This window comes from Planctobacterium marinum, from assembly GCF_036322805.1.
Taxonomy (GTDB): domain Bacteria; phylum Pseudomonadota; class Gammaproteobacteria; order Enterobacterales; family Alteromonadaceae; genus Planctobacterium; species Planctobacterium marinum_A.
Window position 1 is genome coordinate 4,670,008 of the sequence record NZ_AP027272.1, and the last position, 19,272, is coordinate 4,689,279.

The 19,272-nt window shown below is 46.4% G+C and carries 16 protein-coding genes; 7 read left to right on the top strand and 9 right to left on the bottom strand.

Annotated elements, in window-relative coordinates:
- Positions 1-223: 223 nt before the first annotated feature.
- From ribA to AABA75_RS20480, 4 genes are all read right to left on the bottom strand, one after another.
- The gene (gene ribA, locus AABA75_RS20465) at positions 224-841 is read right to left on the bottom strand and encodes a GTP cyclohydrolase II (RefSeq protein ID WP_338294593.1); all 618 of its coding nucleotides are present in this window, start codon (positions 839-841) and stop codon (positions 224-226) included.
- A gap of 55 nt (positions 842-896) precedes the next feature.
- Positions 897-3,677, bottom strand: a complete 2,781-nt coding sequence (locus tag AABA75_RS20470; protein WP_338294594.1) for an EAL domain-containing protein — start codon at positions 3,675-3,677, stop codon at positions 897-899.
- 127 nt (positions 3,678-3,804) lie between these two features.
- Positions 3,805-4,074 carry a DUF3630 family protein gene (locus AABA75_RS20475; RefSeq protein WP_338294595.1) on the bottom strand — a complete coding sequence of 90 codons (270 nt, stop codon included), beginning with the start codon at positions 4,072-4,074 and terminating at the stop codon, positions 3,805-3,807.
- A 21-nt stretch (positions 4,075-4,095) separates the two neighbouring features.
- Positions 4,096-5,544 carry a protein adenylyltransferase SelO gene (locus AABA75_RS20480; protein WP_338294596.1) on the bottom strand — a complete coding sequence of 483 codons (1,449 nt, stop codon included), beginning with the start codon at positions 5,542-5,544 and terminating at the stop codon, positions 4,096-4,098.
- A 197-nt stretch (positions 5,545-5,741) separates the two neighbouring features.
- Here AABA75_RS20480 and AABA75_RS20485 point away from each other — a divergent pair, with 197 nt between their 5' ends.
- Both AABA75_RS20485 and AABA75_RS20490 read left to right on the top strand, forming a co-directional pair.
- Complete coding sequence (locus AABA75_RS20485) at positions 5,742-6,062, top strand: c-type cytochrome (RefSeq protein WP_338294597.1); 321 nt, start codon at positions 5,742-5,744, stop codon at positions 6,060-6,062.
- 462 nt (positions 6,063-6,524) lie between these two features.
- Complete coding sequence (locus AABA75_RS20490; RefSeq protein ID WP_338294598.1) at positions 6,525-7,190, top strand: glutathione S-transferase; 666 nt, start codon at positions 6,525-6,527, stop codon at positions 7,188-7,190.
- 22 nt (positions 7,191-7,212) lie between these two features.
- Here the strand turns inward: AABA75_RS20490 and recQ are convergent, their stop codons facing one another.
- Entirely contained in the window at positions 7,213-9,033 is a 1,821-nt protein-coding gene (recQ, locus tag AABA75_RS20495; protein WP_338294599.1) for a DNA helicase RecQ, read from the bottom strand.
- A gap of 131 nt (positions 9,034-9,164) precedes the next feature.
- Here recQ and AABA75_RS20500 point away from each other — a divergent pair, with 131 nt between their 5' ends.
- Both AABA75_RS20500 and AABA75_RS20505 read left to right on the top strand, forming a co-directional pair.
- Entirely contained in the window at positions 9,165-9,632 is a 468-nt protein-coding gene (locus AABA75_RS20500; protein ID WP_338294600.1) for a thioesterase family protein, read from the top strand.
- A 115-nt stretch (positions 9,633-9,747) separates the two neighbouring features.
- Positions 9,748-11,031 carry a ribonuclease J gene (locus AABA75_RS20505; protein WP_338294895.1) on the top strand — a complete coding sequence of 428 codons (1,284 nt, stop codon included), beginning with the start codon at positions 9,748-9,750 and terminating at the stop codon, positions 11,029-11,031.
- 67 nt (positions 11,032-11,098) lie between these two features.
- On the opposite strand, the gene AABA75_RS20510 is transcribed toward AABA75_RS20505, so the two are convergent.
- Positions 11,099-12,478, bottom strand: a complete 1,380-nt coding sequence (locus AABA75_RS20510) for a DUF4397 domain-containing protein (RefSeq protein ID WP_338294601.1) — start codon at positions 12,476-12,478, stop codon at positions 11,099-11,101.
- Between the two features lie 386 nt (positions 12,479-12,864).
- On the opposite strand from AABA75_RS20510, the gene AABA75_RS20515 reads away from it, so the two are divergent.
- Positions 12,865-13,473 carry a PepSY domain-containing protein gene (locus AABA75_RS20515; protein WP_338294602.1) on the top strand — a complete coding sequence of 203 codons (609 nt, stop codon included), beginning with the start codon at positions 12,865-12,867 and terminating at the stop codon, positions 13,471-13,473.
- Positions 13,470-14,168: a PepSY domain-containing protein gene (locus AABA75_RS20520; protein WP_338294603.1), complete on the top strand. Its 699-nt coding sequence runs from the start codon at positions 13,470-13,472 to the stop codon at positions 14,166-14,168. The genes AABA75_RS20515 and AABA75_RS20520 overlap by 4 nt, the downstream gene beginning before the upstream one ends.
- A 32-nt stretch (positions 14,169-14,200) precedes the next feature.
- Here AABA75_RS20520 and AABA75_RS20525 read toward each other — a convergent pair whose 3' ends face one another.
- A complete protein-coding gene (locus AABA75_RS20525) occupies positions 14,201-14,440 on the bottom strand; it encodes a hypothetical protein (RefSeq protein ID WP_338294604.1) in 240 nt (79 codons plus the stop codon).
- A 254-nt stretch (positions 14,441-14,694) separates the two neighbouring features.
- On the opposite strand from AABA75_RS20525, the gene rarD reads away from it, so the two are divergent.
- Positions 14,695-15,588 (top strand): EamA family transporter RarD, encoded by an 894-nt coding sequence (gene rarD / locus AABA75_RS20530; RefSeq protein ID WP_338294605.1) that lies wholly within the window; start codon positions 14,695-14,697, stop codon positions 15,586-15,588.
- A gap of 157 nt (positions 15,589-15,745) precedes the next feature.
- On the opposite strand, the gene AABA75_RS20535 is transcribed toward rarD, so the two are convergent.
- Positions 15,746-16,984: a diguanylate cyclase gene (locus AABA75_RS20535; RefSeq protein ID WP_338294896.1), complete on the bottom strand. Its 1,239-nt coding sequence runs from the start codon at positions 16,982-16,984 to the stop codon at positions 15,746-15,748.
- A 65-nt stretch (positions 16,985-17,049) separates the two neighbouring features.
- Entirely contained in the window at positions 17,050-19,218 is a 2,169-nt protein-coding gene (gene uvrD / locus AABA75_RS20540; protein ID WP_338294606.1) for a DNA helicase II, read from the bottom strand.
- Between the last annotated feature and the right edge of the window lie 54 nt (positions 19,219-19,272).

Genomic DNA, 19,272 nt, shown 5'->3' on the forward strand with positions numbered 1-19,272 from the left:
ATGCCGTTTATGTCGGGAACATTTAAACGGCGAGCTACAAGGACGTAGTGAATGCCGTTTATGTCGGGAACATTAATCGGCCAGTCGGACAACGAAGGTAGATTTAAGATCTTTGTCGAACTCATCTTTTTTTGCTCCCTGCAAAAAGGACATACACACCATCCATGGTGCTAAAGCAGGACCTACAATACAAGTACGCAGTGAACGCCGGTTTTGAAGGAAGCTATTTCAACAAATGAGGATCGAAAGCGTGGCCCAGCTTTTGAGTTTTGGTTTGCAGGTACTGTTTATTGTCTTCGGTAATACCGTGATCGATAGGTACGCGTTCCGTGATCTCAATACCCAAATCTTTAAGTGCTGCTATCTTCTTTGGATTGTTGGTCATTAGTCTGACTTTTTTGACTTGCAAAGTATCGAGCATCACTTTGCAGATGTCATACTCCCGTAAATCCGCATCGAAGCCGAGGTGCTCATTGGCTTCAACTGTATCCAGACCTTGGTCTTGAAGGTTGTAGGCTTTGATCTTATTGAGCAAACCAATGCCACGGCCTTCTTGCCGCAAGTACAACAGAACACCTTTGCCTTCGGTAACGATATTAGCTAGTGCTTTTTCTAACTGAAAACCACAATCACAACGCGTGGAAAACAACGAATCCCCAGTCAGACACTCAGAATGGATGCGAATAGGCACAATATCGGCTTCGCTCCATTTACCATAAGAAAGGGCGACGTGCTCCTGATGGCTTGCCGTATCAACAAAGCCATGGATCTGGAACTGACCAAATCGGGTAGGTAGTTTTGCTGAGCTGACAAATTGAAATTTAGGGAGCAATTGCGACATAGTGTAAGACTTCAGTTTCTAGGTAGAACCGATATGTTGCCGACACGGGTAAAATTCAAGTTTCATCATTATAACTTTTAAAGCTATCTAGTGCTTCTGGTATTGCCACCCCATATCCCTGAGCGAAATCTACCCCTATTTTGCCTAGTTCAGCCATAATTTCGGAGGACTCGACGTATTCAGCAACCGTACCGATACCCATGGCTTTAGCTACATCTTTCATCGAGCACACCATGGCCATATCGATGGGATCCACTAATATATCTTTAACAAAACTGCCATCGATTTTTACGTAGTCTACAGGAAGCTTTTTCAAATGTTCATAAGATGAAAACCCAATACCGAAATCATCCAGAGCAAATTTACAACCGAGCTTTCTAAAGGTGTTGATGAAATCAAGGGTCTCTTCCAGTTTAACAATGGCGGTGCTTTCCGTTATCTCAAAGCAGATCTTCTCGTAGGGTATACTGAACTTTTCAAAAGCATTGAGAAAATACAGCTTCAAATCTTTATCGCCAAGAGACAGGCCGCAAAGATTGATATTTGCTTGTGTCAGTTGGGCCAGATGCTCTGGATTGTTGGCAAGCCACAGCAAAAAGTGCTCCACCACCCATTTATCGATTTTGGTACTGAGATTATATCGCTCTGCAGCTGGCAAAAACGCCGCAGGGGGAATGGTGGTGCCATCGTCTCCGAGTATGCGTAACAAAATCTCATACTGATGACCCGCTTTTGCTTTTTGCAAAGGTAAGTAGTGTTGGTAATGCAAGACAAAACGGTTTTCTTCCAATGCGCGATTGATCAGGGTAATGGAGTCCAAATCGGCTTCATAACGCTGCATTTTAGCATCTTCACTGGAGTACACGTGAATCTGATTACGGCCTTGTTGCTTGGCCAGATAACAGGCGGAATCAGCCATGCTCATTAACTGCTCGGCACTGTGAATTTCTTTGCGATACTCAACCAGGCCGATGCTAACGCCCAATGTGAACATGCGATTGTCCCAGATAAATCGATACTCCTGCACCGCATTTAATAACTTTTTCGCCACCATATAACCCGACACGGCTTCATCGCCGCGCAACAACACCGCAAACTCGTCACCTCCCATGCGCCCTAAAATGCCTCGGTTCATCACCACATCATTGAGCTTTTGCGCGAGCTGCTTGATCAATACGTCTCCCGCTTTATGGCCACAGGAATCGTTAACAATCTTGAACTGATCCAAGTCCAGATAAAGCAGCGTCAATTCATGCGGATCTGAAGACATGACAGACAAAGCTTCAGACAATTGCCCTTCAAAATGGCGGCGATTGTAAATACCGGTAAGAGAATCATGGGTTGCCATATAACGCAAACTGATATCCGATTGCTTGCGCTCAGTAATATCCACAATCGAGCCAAATAGTAGTTTGGTACCATCTTCTTCTCGCATTTGTACTGAGATGGAAAACCAAAACTCTGAGCCATCACGACGGATCCCTTTAACTTCCTTTTCCAGACAACTACCTTCTTTAATCAATTGCCCTATGATGATATCCCGATCATCCTTATTCGCATAAAACTGGGCGGCGTGGCGCACCTCCTGTAACAGATGACGCTCATTCTGATACCCAAATAACTGACACATAGCGGGATTAACCGAGATAAGTTGACCATCTTGGGTGGTGCTGAACAGCCCTTCGGCCGAATTGCGAAAGAAATCGTAAAAGCGCTGTAAGTCCGCAATCGTACTTTTTTGCTGTTCGTATTGACGATGTATCAATACTTTTTCGTGGGCTTCAACCGCCACAGCAATGCAAATAACACCGAGTAAGATCAGCAGGTTGAAAACTAAATTAGAGCCGGTATTCATCACCTGGCCATCAATAAATAAGACAGTGTGAACCAAGGTGGTCAAACTAATGGCTAACCAACCCGTAATGTAGACCTTATTGGGAAGGCTATTAAAGGGGTTGCGATAGAAGATAGCGAGGAATAGCTGCAATAATATTACCGCGGCCCCCAAGCCAGCAGCCATGACAATCTGGAAATAAGCATCTGGCCAAAAAGCAATAACCACAAAAGCAATGGCACACAAATAGTTTACCAGTCGCCAGTAACCCGGCATACCAATCAACATGGCGTAAGACACTTTAACCGCACAGTACACAGAAATAGCCACCAATCCCAGAGAAACAGGCACTATGTAGGAGGTAAACCCTGTCAGCTGTCCAATGACGCCTTCGTTGTTTAAAAACAAAATCAAAAACACATAATTGGAAATGGCGAACCAAAATCGCACCGGACTGTCCAGCATCAGGTAGGTTACCAGGAAATAAGTCCCCAGAATCAATAAAGCTCCGGTAAATGCACCTATCAATGCCAGATTTCGTGTTTCCTGTTTAATTAATGCCGTGCTTTTCCAAAGATTGATGTTAAACACCAAAGGACCGTCATCTTTGATGCGAAAAAGTATGTCGAAGGTCTGCCCGTAATCCAGATCAAATGGCAGAGCAAACTCCCGATAATTAAAGGGACGATTACTGAAAGGGCGGTTAGCGCCAATATTGGCGAAATGCACTATGCGTCCTAGCTGATCAAGGACAAAAATATCGACATAGTTCAAGTTGGGATTGTTGATGATAAGTGTGTAACGCGCGCGCTCCAGTGATTCGTAGCTGACCGCGACTTTACCCCAAAGGCTTTGCTCTTTACCCAAGACCTTGGGTAATTCAGTCGTTTGCCAATCTCCTGATGCACCTTTGATATCAGAAAGCTGAGCCTGATCATCAGTTAACTGATAACGTGCGTAAGGGCTGAGATTGACATGTGGATTTTCCTCATTCAGTACCAAAACCTCGGTCTCTGCCTGGGCAAATCCAAGTACAAAAAACGGTAGCAGAAACAGAAATATTAGCGTCTTCAGAAGGAATCCAAAATCAACAGGTCATTAGCATGGTGTTGAGAATAGCATAATCGCGTCATTCTGACTTGTCACAACACAACAAAGAGTAAAAAAACTGTAACTTTTCCATATCCTTAGGGGCAATTGGCTCAATCCAGGCAGATTCCGATATATGCTCAATAAACAGTAAATAATCGATGCCACTACAGCTCAAAAAAAACTGCTCGCGATCAGCCCCAATATCTCTGTTTTTGAATTGCAGCTCACCATTGCGCTGCAAATCATTGAGTCGTGGCAGTAAGCCAGTTTCGGCAGTAGCCCAACGATAATCTAACTCTTGATGCATACTGAGTATTCCCTTTAAACATTAACTACTACAGGACAAGGCGACACACTGGGCTGATGCCGGCGGGGCTTTGCTAAACTCCTGATACTCCAGTTTCTCATCGAATGGAGTCCGTAATGCCTCCAACAATTTTTCGCTGAAACTAAAGTCCCCCTGCTCTGCTTGCTCTATAGCACGCTGCGCGAGGTAGTTGCGCAGTACATAAATCGGATTCACCTTATTCATGCGGGCATGACGGTCTTGTTCGACCTCGTCCTGCCTGTTCACCTGTTCAAGGTATCGACTTAACCAATTAGCCGCCCACTGTTGATCAATGAAGTGGTTTAAAAAGGGTTGGTTCGCTCCGGAACCTGTCACAGAATTGAGTATCCTGAAGCTGAGATTAAAATCTCTTTGTTCCGTTTCCATTTGCTGCATATATTCGTTCAACAAAGCGTTTTGATGTTGGCCCATGGCCAGGAAACCAAATCGGGAGGCCATCAAGCGACTGTATTCCTGCAATAACGTCGGCTCGTATTGCGACAAAATCTCAGCAATTTGTGCTTCCTCCAGGTGATCCGAAAAGGCGTACGCCAGGGCATTCAAATTCCACAGTGCAACGCCGGGCTGTTGATCAAATGCATACCGTCCGGCTGAATCAGAATGGTTGCAAACAAAATCCGGTTGAAAGTTGTCTAAAAAACCATAGGGTCCATAATCAAAGGTAATACCGTGGATCGACATATTATCGGTATTCATTACCCCATGGCAGAATCCATAAGCCTGCCAACAAGCTATTAACTTCGCGGTATCTGTCACAATTTGTAGCAAGAGTTCGGCATAACGCTGTTTACTGTCACACAACGACGGAAAATAAGTTTTAAACACAAAATCGAATAACTGTTGTAACTTGTCTTTTTGCTGAGTATGGAAAAAGTATTCGATATGACCAAAACGAATATGGCTGGGCGCGCTCCTGATCATCATGGCGGCGCTTTCCAGCTCTTCTCGTTGAACCGGGTGAGTACTGGTAAACAAGCACAAAGCCCTGGAAGAGGGGATACCAAGGTGATGCAGTGCTTCACTGGCAAGATACTCCCGCAATGTAGAACGCAACACTGCCCGGCCATCACCGAAGCGGCTGTAGGGTGTTTGTCCTGCCCCTTTTAAGTGCAAATCCTGCAATTCTCCCTTCTTATTAGTTACCTCGGCCAGTAACAATCCGCGTCCATCACCTAAATCGGGGTTCCAGTGACCGAACTGATGGCCACCGTATTTTTGAGCGACGGCGTTATCATGTAGAGCCCCGCCGTTACTAAAGATTTGCGCCAGGCAGTGTGCTTCGTCACTGAACAACGCCTGTAAACCGAACTCGTTTGCTAATGGTTGATTCACCAGAGCTAACTCAATGCCATGAATAGTTTGAGGAAAGACAGGCGAGCAAAGCCCATTAAGTTGCTGGGAAAATATATTGGTAAAATGAGAGTTCATGGGGTTGAGCTTGATTCAGTTTAAAAACTTGCAGCAATACTAGCAGCTTTTTATCAAGGTCTGGAATTGTCATGGTCTTGATAAAGCATCAGCGAAATATACGCCGATAATTTGATCTACATTCGCCAGCACAGCATAAAAGACTTGCTATGCTTAAGAACATCCCACTTATTTTCATTAACTTAGGATACTCAATAATGCAAAAAGCACTGAAAAGCCTGTTAGTTTTTGCGGTTCTGTCCGCCACTTCTCACCTAAGCCTCGCAGCGGGCGACCCGGCGAAAGGTAAAGCCAAAGCGACAACCTGTGCAGCCTGTCATGGCGCTAATGGTATTTCCATGATCCCCAACTACCCCAACCTGGCGGGTCAAAAAGAATTGTACCTTGTGGATGCTATTAAAGCTTACCGTGACGGCACTCGTAAAAACCCGGTAATGAGCCCTATGGCAGCGGCCCTTTCAGATGAAGACATAGCCAATCTCGCCGCCTATTTCTCCAGCCTACCTGCTGGCGGCTAGGCACATTAAACAAGAATTCGGTCTGGTGTTGGCCAGACCGTTGTTAAGATGTGGCTGAACGGAAGTGTTGCTGTGCTTAATAGAGCCAGATAAATCATTGCGGGAGGCGTTAAGCCTCAACCTGGTAACCACCGGGGGCTTTGATGTCCGGCACTATACAAATATCAATTCTGCATTGGCATCTCAGAGACCTGTGGCTTGCTTAGTTAATAGCACGGCAGCTAATGACGCTGGATTAAAAAATACCTCCGAATCCCCCCTAATTGTTTACCGAACCCTGTCCAGTTATTTAAATGAACAATGCTCAGTTAAACGCATAGCGTCTGACACTTATGAAATTCAATTCTCTCTTAGGATATTACCCGGATTCGCCAATGCGGTTTGGCAGATATTAAATAAAAGTAATGGTCCGTTTTAATCAAAACGCTGTATCTACAAAACAAACACTAACAGGAAAATTTGATGATCACCGTACATCACCTCAACAACTCTCGTTCACAACGTATTCTATGGATGCTCGAAGAGTTAGGTCTGGACTATGAAATTCAATTTTATGAGCGTGACAAAAAAACCATGTTGGCGCCTGAGTCGTTAAAAAAGGTGCACCCTCTGGGTAAATCTCCTGTACTTACCGATGGTGAACACACCCTTGCGGAATCCGGATCCATAGTTGAGTACCTTGGGCGCGTGTACAGTAATGACGATATGCGTCCACCTGAAAGCTGTGCTAATCACCTGCACTATCAATACTGGTTACATTTCGCTGAAGGCAGCATGATGCCACCATTACTATTAAAATTGGTGATGCAGAAAATCAAGGAAAACGCCCAACCATTTTTTGTTAAACCCATCGCCAGTGCTATAGTCAGCAAGGTAAATAAAAGCTTCATAATGCCTAACATCACCAGGCAACTGGCATTTGTTGAAACCCATTTAAGATTAAATGCCTGGTTCGCTGCAAACCGACTCACTGGAGCCGATATTCAGATGAGCTTTCCACTGGAAGCCGCGGTTGCACGTGGACTCTGCGATGAATATCCCACGATTCGCGCTTGGGTTGACAAAATCCATCGGCGAGAGGCTTACATACGAGCCATTGAGAAAGGCGGACAATACGACTTTGCTTGAGGACGGTTCTGGCACTGAATTATCAGGCAGTGTATTCCTTCAAGAGTTTTAAAAACGCTTCGCCGTACTTCTTCAACTTAGTGTGACCCACACCATTGATTTGTAGCAGCTCATTTTGTGTGGTTGGTTGCCATTGCGCCATCTCCGCCAGTGTTGCATCGTTAAACACCACGTAAGGAGGGACTTCGTCTTGCTCAGCAATACGCTTGCGCAAATTCTTCAGCAAAGCAAAGAGTTTGCGATCATAATTCTTGGCATCCAGTTTTTGAGTTTTACCAAAGGACAAGTTAAGCCTCGGCACCGCAAGTGTAAGCACGTATTCTGCCTTTAGCACAGGACGGGCCGCTTGGGTGAGTTTGAGTGCCAGGTTTTGCGTCACGTCCTGACGAATGATCCCTTGGTGAATAAGCTGATATATCAGATTCCACCACCAGGCATCGGTTTGCTTTTGGCCAATTCCGTACACCGATAGCTCAAACCATTCAGGAGGCATATCTTTGAGTTTTTTACCGCGTAACACGTCAATCACGGATTTAGCCGGTACCTGTTGTTGCAAGCGCAAAATGGAAGACAGTACTTTTTGCGCCTCTTCTGTGGCATCAAAACGCTTTGGCGGATCCAGACAAATATCACAATTTCCACAAGCTTTGTCGCTGAATTCAGAAAAGTAGTTCAATAAAACCTGACGGCGGCAAGTTTGCGCTTCGGCAAAGGCAACTAGTGCCTGAAATTTATTGAGTTCCAGCTCTCTGCGCTGCGGGTTTTCTGATTGCGCAATCCAGTCTTTATTGCGGGCTACCTCTTTTTCATCAAACAGTAAAAGCGCTTCAGCAGGCATGCCATCCCTGCCTGCTCGCCCGGTTTCCTGATAATAAGATTCAATACTGCGAGGCAAATCATAGTGCACTACAAAGCGCACATTGGGTTTATTGATACCCATACCAAAGGCTACCGTGGCCACGATAACCTCAACTTTATCCTGCAAAAACTGACCTTGCGCCCACTCTCGCTCGTCGCTGTCTTTTCCGGCATGGTAAGCCACTGCTTTGATGCCATGACGACACAATTGCTCCGTTAAGGTGTCCACTTTATTGCGGCTATTACAATACACAATGCCACTGCCGTCTTGCTGCTCCAGGTACTTCAATAATTGCTGCAGCGGTTTAAACTTTTGCGTTAGCAGGTAACGAATGTTGGGACGGTCGAAGCTACCGCGGTACACAAAAGCATCCTGGATACCTAATTGCACCAGAATATCGGAACGAGTGGCTATGTCGGCGGTTGCGGTCAGCGCCATCACCGGTGTATCTGGAAAAACCCGTTTTAGCTGCCCCAGCTGGCGATATTCCGGTCGAAAGTCATGCCCCCAATGCGAAACACAGTGGGCTTCATCAATGGCGATTAAACTGATATTTAACTGACTCAAGGAATCCAGAAAATGTACCTGCATGAGCTTTTCAGGGGAAACATACAATAAGCGGCTATGTCCACTTGTCAGATTTTGTACCGCCTGCATTTGCTGTTGCGACGTTTGTGTGGAATTAAAACACTCCGCAGCAATCCCCATAGCAGCAAGGGAATCTATCTGATCTCGGATCAACGAAAGCAGTGGCGATACCACAATGGTAACGCCCGAACTCAATAACGCAGGAATTTGGTAGCACAGAGATTTGCCACCACCGGTGGGCATCAACACCAGGCAGTTTTGTCCCGCCAGAGTATTGTCGATTACGGCCTGCTGCCCCTCGCGAAAATCGCGATACCCGAATACGGTTTCAAGAATTTTCTGCGCCCCAATGTCGCATGATTCCGCTTGCGATAGCGCCTGGCTACTAGAATTCAAAATGGTTTCGTGTAATCTGCTGGTTATTGTTTTGGTAATGCGTTTTAACGGCTTCGCGACAACGCATTCGCAATGAGTCGCTAGTTTAAAAGTTTTTGCGCCGCTAATCATCTAAAAACCCAGGAAACCTTATGCAAGAAGCAAAATTATCGCAAAAGGACATGATGGATTTGGTCATGGATGTTTTTGACCAACAATTACCTTTTAACCGCTTTTTAGGCTTAAACGTTCACAGAGACAATTTCGAAAAAGCCACCATTACCCTTAACTGGCAGGACAGCCTGATGGGTAATCCCTATCAGAAAATTCTGCACGGTGGAGTCACTGCGGCGATTTTGGATACCGTGGGCGGCTTAATGGCCATGTTATATGTGGCCAAAGACCTGGACAATCTGACTGCTCAGGAATTTAATCAGCGGGTGGGCCGCATTGGCACCATTGATATGCGGGTGGATTATTTACGCCCCGGAAAAGGCGAGCAGTTTACCGCCACCGCCCAGATGATTCGCAAAGGCAATAAAGTGGCTGTGTGCCGTATGGAATTGCACAACGAGCAAAACACCCATATCGCCTTTGGTACCGCCACCTATATGTTGTAGTGAGACCAATTAGTAGTTTTTTGCGGAGAAGGTTATCTTTAAGGACGACATAAAGCACACACCTGGCGCCCAAGATTTGTGGTTTTTGCCTTTGGGCGGCACGGGTGAAATTGGCATGAACCTGAATTTATACGGTCATGATGGTGCCTGGTTAATGGTGGATTGTGGCATTACTTTCGATGCTAAAATTGATGATCAACAGGCACACAAATTTGATATTGTGGCCGCAGATCCGAGCTTTATCAGCAAACGCAAAGAGCAGCTTTGCGGTATTGTGATCAGCCACGCCCACGAAGATCATATCGGTGCCCTTGCGCGCTTATGGCGGCGCTTTAAAGCTGACGTCTACACCACACCCTTTACCGCAGAAATACTGCGGCGCAAATTTCAGCGAGAGGGAGAAAAGCGCCCGCCAGTGATCCACGAAGTCACCGAATATGAAATTCATCACATAGGTCCATTTGAGGTGCAATGGCATCCCATGAATCACTCACTGCCTGAGCCATTTGGTCTTTCTCTGAAAACCCAGGCCGGCAGTGTCTTCCACAGCGCAGACTGGAAACTGGATAACAAGCCAGTGCTGGGCAAACCACTAAACCCCAATGCCTTAAAACGACTGACCAGATACAACTTCCTGGCGACAGTGTGTGATTCCACCAATGCCTTAAAACCCGGTTATTCGCTGTCGGAGCACGACTGCTACGAAGGACTCAAGGCTCATATCGCTCAGGCCCAAGGCCGGGTGGCAGTGGCTTGTTTTAGTACCAATATTGCGCGACTGATTTCACTGGCCCGTATCGCCAATGAAACGGGGCGCTACTTTGCCCTGTTGGGCAGAGCATTGGAAAACACAGTGGCGGTGGCACGACTCACCGGCCATTGGCCTGAAGATCTCACTATTCAGGATCCCAACACTGTCGGTTATTTACCGCCCGATGAGGTACTGGTAGCGGTTACCGGCAGTCAGGGAGAGGAGCGAGCGGTACTAAATCGCATGGCTGATGGCTACTATAGGCAAATAGACCTGGACAAAGGGGACACGGTAATATTCAGTTCGGTCATTATTCCCGATAACGAACTCAAAATAGAGCGTCTGGTTAATAAGCTTAAAGCCCACAATATTGCGGTGGTGCAAGCCGAAACCAGTAATATTCCTGTGCATGCCTCAGGTCATCCCAACGAAGAAGAATTGCGCCACTTTTACAAAGCTTTGCAACCACAGATTGCCATTCCTACTCATGGTGAAGCTGCCCACATGGAGCGCAACGCCCAAATTGCTAAGGAATGTCATGTACCAACACAATTAACGGGGTTCAATGGCGACCTGTTTAAAATCGCTCCTGAGGCACAAGTAATAAAAGGATTTGCTCCCGTTGGCAGGATCCCCTTGGCTGAGTAATCACAATTCAGCTGACACAAAAAAGCCCGGCGAACCGGGCCAAAGTTGGTTACTAAACCTGTAACGATTAAAAATCATCCATCAGAATGAGCTGTGGTGGTAAACCACCACCAGCTGCATCAACCGCAATAGCGGTGTAGATGCTGCCTGCTGCAAGCGACAACATACCAGTTTCTATCGCTGCCGTTTTAGTACCCGCCACAGTGACCGTGACAAAATAATCACCGGCGGATAACTGCACATAGCCAGTCTCAGCCAGCACGGGCGAAGTGAATGGTACTCCAGAAAAGGCTGGCTCGGCGCTATCAATATCGCCATCAGCAGTGACATAAATGTCCACATCGCCTGCGCCCGGAGAGGCATGGAAAATTCGCACCTGCGCCGCAGTTGCTATGCGACGAGGCGTATCCATCACCAGATCAAGACCTATGCTGGCCAACTCGCTGTTGGCAATCGCTGTGTAGGTTTGACCTTGAGCAAGTGTTACCGCGGCATCATCAATTACAGTGGCACCACCTCCAGTAGCCGCGACGTCGATTAAATAGTCCGCAGCAGGCACGTTAAGATATCCGGTTGCAGCGAGAAACGGGGCATTTTCCACCAGCACAGCTTCGTTGTTGGCAATAACATCAACGGCTGGCGCATCGGCGACGGCATGTACCACACGTAGATCGGCTCCAGCAGACGCATCCCAGACGAGGAACGAGCTAGTGCCATCGGCCACTAATAAAGTTACTGGAGATTCTCCGGCACCGACATTTTCAGTGGCAAGCACCAGTAAATCGGCTCCTGCTGCGAGGCTTAAGCTGCCCGAGTCAAACACCACCGTCTCGGTACCTGCGGCGGCAATTCGGATTTGATAATCACCAGCAGGTACTTCCACCTGCCCGGTATAGTCCATAAATGACGCGGTAGCGACGGGTTGTGCAGCAGCGATATCTGCATCAGGTGCAGTTACATAAACGTCCACCATTGGTGCTGCTGGTGCGGCGTGTACCACCTGCAACCGTACATTACCTTCGGTCACCTCAGCCAAATCGTTTTCAATAACCAGAGGCATGATGTTCGCCGTGGTGTCTATGGCAATAACGTCATAGGTTTTATCGTCTTCCAAAGTTAGAGAGGCTTCAATAGCCGTTATCGACGTATCGCCGGGCAACAATGCCTCTACCTGCACATCATAAGTAGCATCAGGAACTGAAATCCAACCGGAAGAAACCTGATAATCTACTGATGTCAGATCGGCTAGAACTTCACCGTTGGCCAGAATATCCACCGCAGGCGCGTCAGGCGAAGCATGTGTTACACGAAGAAAAGGGTCCGTGGTTTGTGGATCTGGTGGTGTCGTGGGCGGCTCTACTTCTGGTAGTTTGTTGTCGCTATCTGAACATGCAAACAACAAAGATGCACAAACAGCAGTAAGTAATGGTTTTACAACTCCCCTCATGGCAATATCCTCTTTTTTTTAAATTCCGGTTAATGTAGAAAACTCACTCGAAAACACCGATAGCTACGAGCATAAAATTGCCTTAGATCAAAGCGGGAAATCGCTGAAAATCAGATTTGACGGGCAAGAACAGGACTGGAAAAAAGAATTTATTTAATAAATATCAAAAGGTTAGCGATTTTTGATGAGGCCAAAAAAGAGGTTCACAAAGTCAGATTACAGCGACATTACAAATTTGTAATCTAACAGGGAATATCAAGACAACAAGGTGGAATTTATCAAAACCCAATATCAACGTCGATGGCACAAATATTTGTCTCTGGTGGTGGGATTACAACTACTTATCTGGAGTGTTTCCGGCTTGTATTTTAGCCTGTTCGATATTCATGCTATCCACGGAGAGGACCTGGTCACTCCCCCCCCCTTCACTGAAGGTATCCCAACCGCTGACTATTGGCTTTGCCGATGTACTTCAGCAATATCCCGATGCGAAACAATTGAGTATAAAAACTCTTTTAGGTGAGCCACACCTGCAATTCCTTAAAACCGATATTCAGGGCAATGCTAAATGGCATGTTATTAACGCCATTACAGGCAAGCCGCGCCCCTGGCTTACAGAAGAAGAAATAACAACAATAGCCCGCACTCGCTTTAACGGAAATGCCGAAATTAAATACACTTACCTGTTAACTCAAAATGCCCCCTCTGAGTTGGCCGCCAGGCATTTACCCGTATGGCAAGTTGAGTTCGATGATTGGCAATCATCCACATTCTATATCCACCCTCACACCGGAGACATAGTTACTAAACGCCATAATGGCTGGCGCTTGTTTGATGTTTTTTGGCGCTTGCACATTCTTGATATTGACGGAGAAAACGTTACCAACTCCACGCTTACAATAATGACATTTTTAGCGCTATTGATGGCGTTCACAGGGCTACTTTTAACTATTCACTTTGTGCGTGTCAGGTTTGCCAAGAGGTTGAGAAGATGAGCCGGTTTTTACATCGATGGATTGCCACAATCGTGGTACTACAGGTTGTTATCTGGGTAAGTACTGGCTTTTACTTTAATTTGGTAAATAGCAGTTGGCACAACAGCAACCATTACTACAACCCTTCCCCAAAACCAGGTTGCAACAAGAGCTTGGCGAGCTTAGAGGAGCTCCCGAAACTAACAGGTGCAAACAAAGTGGAACTGATTGTAACAACATCGGGTTGTTACTATCTGGCTCACTTTAATCAAACCTTTCATCAATATCAGCCAATGCAAAGCATTACTTTTAATGCACTATCAGGCGCTATTGCCTCACCTTTGAATGCTGAAGAAGCCAGAGACATCGCTCTTGAGAGCTATTCAGGTCCGGGCAAAGTTACAGGCGCCACTAAGCATCCGGGTGGGGAGTCCAATAACGGCAAGCAACGCAATCCTGTTTGGCGCGTCGATTTTGACGACGAACGACGGACCAGTGTTTATGTACACACAATCACACGCAAAGTGATCCGTCACGAAAACCAATATTCACGTTTTCACCAGTGGATGTTCAAACTGCACTTTATGGATTATTTCAACACCGGTGGTTTTAATCACCTATTGTTGATTGGCATGGCATTATTGACCTTTATCACCTTTGTCACAGGTGTCATCTGGTTAGTGTCAAAAATAAAAAATGGCCAGCTATTGCGCTGACCATTTTAAGGGAATTATTTAACTGACGAAATTTAAACAGCTTGGGGAATGCTTCTTACACTGGTGCCATTAGAGCAAATATGAGACAAGGTAAACTGCTGGGCTTCTGCTTCAGAGCGATACCTACGCGCTTCTTCAATAGTGCCAAATGCTGCCGTCAGTACTTTGGTGCTTTTTTCCTGTAAGTTCTTCAGGTGCGAGTCGTCTAACATCCAAAACAGGACATCCAGGGTACTCAGGGAGATTTTTGATTCCGTATCATTTATTCGCATCGCTATTTCCTTCAACCACACAGTCATTGAGATGCCCAAAGAATAGTCAAGCTAGCCTGAATCTGTTGTCATCTAAAATGAGGAAAAATGAATATGGGTGATTTTCTGCACAATTTAAGGTAATAATTTTACCGTACGCAAGTGTTCTGCTACGTCTTATAGTCGATTTAGTTATCAGCAATAAACACAGAAAACTGTTAATTATCTGGTTTCACTATATATTGGCGGCCATTCAATGCTAACGGGCACTTATCATGACGAAAGATCAAACCAAAGCCGGAGTACTACTGGCTATCGCTGCCTATAGCATGTGGGGGTTCGCTCCCATGTATTTCAAACTCTTGCTGGATATGCCTGCCCTTGAGATCTTACAGCACCGTATCGTTTGGTCTGTGTTGATATTAATGCTCTTGATCCTGGTTTTACGACAAAACCAAAAAGTCCTGAACGCCTTCAAAAACCCTAAAGTCTTAGGCACCCTGCTGGTATCCGGCTTACTGCTGGCCGGCAACTGGTTATTGTTTATCTGGGCGGTGAACAATGATCACCTTTTGGATGCCAGTTTGGGCTATTACATTAATCCACTACTGAATGTCTTTTTAGGTCGTATTTTCCTTGGCGAAAAATTACGGCGGCTGCAACAAGTGGCTGTAATAATGGCAGTGATTGGTGTTTCGATTCTGGTGATTTCATTTGGCAAGCTGCCTTGGATAGCCTTGGTATTAGCTGGTAGCTTTGGTGTTTATGGGCTGCTGCGCAAAAAAGTTGCGGTGGAGTCCATCCCCGGATTGTATGTCGAAAGTTTAATGATGTTACCTTTTGCACTCGCTTTCTGGTGGTTAATGGCCTCACCGGCCAGTAACATGCTGAACAATTCAATAGACAGCAATCTCATCCTTATCGCCGCCGGCATCGTCACTACAGCACCGTTAATATGCTTTACTGCAGCTGCCAGACGTATTCAGTACTCTACCTTGGGTTTTTTCCAATATATCGGCCCGAGTATCATGTTCTTACTGGCAGTGTTTTTATACGGAGAACCCTTGGATGAAGACCGATTGATTACCTTCGGATTTGTCTGGTCTGCCCTAATATTATTTAGTTTTGATTCGTGGCGCGCCTATCAGCAAAGAACCGTTAAGGTGTAGATGGAATGCAGGTTCGTTGTAGGTTCGCATTGAGCTATAGGGAAATAGTAAATGCCGTTTATGTCGAGAACATTTAAACGGCGAGTCGGACAGCGGTAGTTGATGTGAACACCGTTGTCCGACTAAAATCGAACCCACAGAATACGGGAGGCTTTGCTCACTCGAAAACTAACTGATTACGACCTGATTGCTTGGCTTTGTAGAGATTTTTATCAGCGATACGCAATGTCGCTTCAGCGTTGCCATCAAACTCGGCACTGGCACCAATGCTTATTGTGAACTTGAAAGACTTTCCGTCATAGCGCATTTCGGTTTGCGCCACTTCTTCCCTTGCCTTTTCCAGTAACTCGGTAGCAGAGTCATCGTCCATAGCCGATAAATACACACAGAATTCTTCTCCGCCAAAACGGGACACATAGTGATATTTAAAATGCCGGCTTAAGATTTTTGCCGTGATTTTTAAGGCGTGATCGCCGGCCTCGTGACCGTAGGTATCATTCACCACTTTAAAGTTATCAATGTCGATAATGGCAAAACAAACCCACTGTGGTGCCATTTTCAAATTGGCATTCACACGGGTAAAGAAGTGGCGTCGATTGGGTAAATTGGTTAAATAATCGGTGTTGGCTGCTTTTCGAATTGCCGCAACATTCTCAATGTGTTCGATATTTTGAGTAACGCGACAGAAAAACTCCTCGTGACAATAAGGTTTACTGATGTAGTCATTTGCGCCGCTTTTTATAAAGCGCGCAGAAAGCGCTGAACTGCCTTTTCCAGAAACCCCGATCACGGCCACATCTTCTTTACTAAAGGTATTGCGTAGTTCGGCAACCATTTCCACACCAGACATATTGGGCATATTCTCATCGGTGATCACCAGCTTGATATTGCTGTGCTGACGCAATACCGTGAGTCCCTCAAGCCCGTCTTCAGCTTCATAAGTCACAAAATTATGACGGCGCAATAACGCCGTCACCATGGAGCGAGTTAAGCGAGAGTCATCCACCACCAGTACACCGATTTGCTTATTTTTTTCCAGTCGTTGTAAAAGGCGACTCAGATAATCGTAAACCTGTGCGTTTTCTTTAGGAATATAATCCACTACGTCTTTGGATAAAACGCGGTCACGGGTGCGCTCATCTAAACGCCCCGTTATCACCACAGTGGGTATAAAAGCCTGAATGGCGTAGTCGATGGCCTGACCGTCTTCGGCATCTGGCAGATTATAATCCACTAGCGCACAGAGATATTCTTCGGGATAACTTGAGGCAAAAATTTGTTTCGCTTGTGAAAGGGTACTGGCGGCTATCGGCTCAAGGCCCGCTTTAGTCACCAGGTGGCACAGCACTTTCATACTGGTTGGGCTGTCTTCTATTACAAGCACTTTCTGCTGCATGGGGGAGTCGTTCATTCTATTGTAGTTATCCGTTCAGTATGCACAAAAAACACCATCCACGTTAATTAGACTTTAGTCAAACGAGCATAGCTCATTACCAGCCATTTGCTGCCAAAATCGTCAAAGTTGACCTGAATTCGTGCATGTTCACCCTGGCCTTCCATATTGATCACCGTGCCTTCCTGGAATTTGGGGTGCATCACTCGCTGCCCTAATTGCATACCTGAATCTACGAATGCTTCATGAGAGGTGCGATTTTCGAAGCGATTGTACACCGGGCGAGATACTGTGGTACGCAAACGCACCTCTTCCATACAATCAGAGGGCATCTCTTTGATAAAACGCGACATAGTATGGAACTTGTCTTGGCCATAAAGACGGCGGCTTTCCGCCCAAGTGAGATACAACTGCTCCATCGCGCGCGTCATACCCACGTAGCACAAGCGCCTCTCTTCTTCTAACCGGCCCGGTTCCTCATTACTCATCTGGCTGGGGAACATGCCTTCCTCTACACCAGCAATAAACACCAGCGGAAACTCAAGGCCTTTGGCGCTGTGAATAGTCATCATCTGTACCGCGTCCTGATGCTTGTCGGCCTGAGTTTCCCCCGCCTCAAGAGAAGCATGAGCTAAAAATGCCGCCAGTGGAGTCATTTCCTCTGCTTCTTCTGGCACCACAAATTGTTTACACGCCGTCACCAGCTCTTCCAGGTTTTCGATGCGAGCACGGGCTTTTTCACCTTTTTCCGCCTGATACATGGCATATAAACCCGAGCGCTTAATGGCTTCATCTGCCTGACGCTCCAAACCTAGCTCAGCCAAGTCCTCTTGCAGAGTGAGTACCATATCGATAAAACTTTTCAGGGCGTTACTGGCGCGAGAAGACAGGCGTTTTTCAGCCACCATCAGCATTCCGGTTTGCCACAGTGATTGCTGGTTTTCCCGCGCCAACTCACGGATTTGTGCCAGGGTTTTTTCACCGATACCACGAGCAGGGACGTTTACCACTCGCTCAAAAGCGGCATCATCCAGCGGGTGGTTCATCATCCGTAGGTAAGCTAAGGCATCTTTGATTTCCTGCCGTTCAAAGAAACGCATCCCGCCATAGATGCGATAGGCAATCGATTCGTGCAATAACGCCTCTTCCAGAATACGAGACTGAGCATTGTTGCGATATAAAATAGCGCAATCCTGCAGCGCATTGCCTTGTTCAAGCCAGGTTTTGATTTTGGAAATAATAAAGCGTGCCTCATCCACCTCATTAAAACCGGCATATACCTTGATAGGCTCGCCTTCCGCCTGCTCTGTCCAAAGCTCCTTACCCAAACGCCCTTGGTTATTGTCGATAACAGCATTAGCGGCCTTCAGGATCACGCCGGTAGAGCGGTAATTTTGTTCCAGACGAATCGTCTCGGCGCCCACATAATCACGCAAGAAATTGTGAATGTTTTCCACATTGGCACCACGCCAACCATAAATAGACTGATCGTCGTCCCCCACGATCATGGTATTGTTGCCTTCGCCACTTAGCAATCTGAGCCAGGCGTATTGAATGTTATTGGTATCCTGAAATTCATCCACCAGGATGGCGCGAAAACGGCGTTGATAATGGGCAAGAATGCTTGGATTATTCACCCATAGCTCATGGGCACGTAATAGCAATTCGGCAAAATCCACCAGCCCGGAGCGATCACAGGTATCTTGATAAACCTTGTATATCTCGGCCATTTTTTTCTGGGTGTAATCGTCGCGGGTATCTATTTGATGCGGGCGTAATCCTTCGTCTTTATTGCCATTGATATACCATTGCACCTGCTTGGGAGCCCAGTGTTTTTCATCCAGGTTCATGGATTTTAAGATGCGCCGAATCAAACGGTATTGATCATCGGAGTCCAGAATCTGAAAACTATCTGGCAGATTGACATCGGCATAATGGGCGCGCAATAAGCGGTGAGCAAGGCCGTGAAAGGTACCCATCCACATGGAGTGTAGCGAACGGCCCATCAGTTCCTCCACCCTACCGCGCATTTCTTTGGCAGCTTTGTTGGTAAAGGTTACGGCTAAAATATTGTGTGGCGCTAAGCCCTCGACTTCCATTAACCAAGCTACTCGGTGCACCAACACGCGGGTTTTACCGCTACCGGCCCCCGCCAGTACCAGCATATCTTGTGCAGGTGCGGCCACGGCACTGCGCTGTTTATCGTTTAAGTTATCCAGTAGGCGTGAGACGTCCATGGCACCTCTATGTTAATGGCTTGCAAGTTTCTGCCGGCCATTATAGTCAAAAGC

Bases quoted from the DNA above. Each gene is read 5' to 3' on its own strand.
- ribA (WP_338294593.1), bottom strand. From the start codon at position 841: ATGTCGCAATTGCTCCCTAAATTTCAATTTGTCAGCTCAGCAAAACTA.
- AABA75_RS20475 (WP_338294595.1), bottom strand. From the start codon at position 4,074: ATGCATCAAGAGTTAGATTATCGTTGGGCTACTGCCGAAACTGGCTTA.
- AABA75_RS20480 (WP_338294596.1), bottom strand. From the start codon at position 5,544: ATGAACTCTCATTTTACCAATATATTTTCCCAGCAACTTAATGGGCTT.
- AABA75_RS20485 (WP_338294597.1), top strand. From the start codon at position 5,742: ATGCAAAAAGCACTGAAAAGCCTGTTAGTTTTTGCGGTTCTGTCCGCC.
- AABA75_RS20490 (WP_338294598.1), top strand. From the start codon at position 6,525: ATGATCACCGTACATCACCTCAACAACTCTCGTTCACAACGTATTCTA.
- AABA75_RS20500 (WP_338294600.1), top strand. From the start codon at position 9,165: ATGCAAGAAGCAAAATTATCGCAAAAGGACATGATGGATTTGGTCATG.
- AABA75_RS20505 (WP_338294895.1), top strand. From the start codon at position 9,748: ATGAACCTGAATTTATACGGTCATGATGGTGCCTGGTTAATGGTGGAT.
- AABA75_RS20510 (WP_338294601.1), bottom strand. From the start codon at position 12,478: ATGAGGGGAGTTGTAAAACCATTACTTACTGCTGTTTGTGCATCTTTG.
- AABA75_RS20515 (WP_338294602.1), top strand. From the start codon at position 12,865: ATGCTATCCACGGAGAGGACCTGGTCACTCCCCCCCCCTTCACTGAAG.
- AABA75_RS20520 (WP_338294603.1), top strand. From the start codon at position 13,470: ATGAGCCGGTTTTTACATCGATGGATTGCCACAATCGTGGTACTACAG.
- AABA75_RS20525 (WP_338294604.1), bottom strand. From the start codon at position 14,440: ATGCGAATAAATGATACGGAATCAAAAATCTCCCTGAGTACCCTGGAT.
- rarD (WP_338294605.1), top strand. From the start codon at position 14,695: ATGACGAAAGATCAAACCAAAGCCGGAGTACTACTGGCTATCGCTGCC.
- AABA75_RS20535 (WP_338294896.1), bottom strand. From the start codon at position 16,984: ATGCAGCAGAAAGTGCTTGTAATAGAAGACAGCCCAACCAGTATGAAA.
- uvrD (WP_338294606.1), bottom strand. From the start codon at position 19,218: ATGGACGTCTCACGCCTACTGGATAACTTAAACGATAAACAGCGCAGT.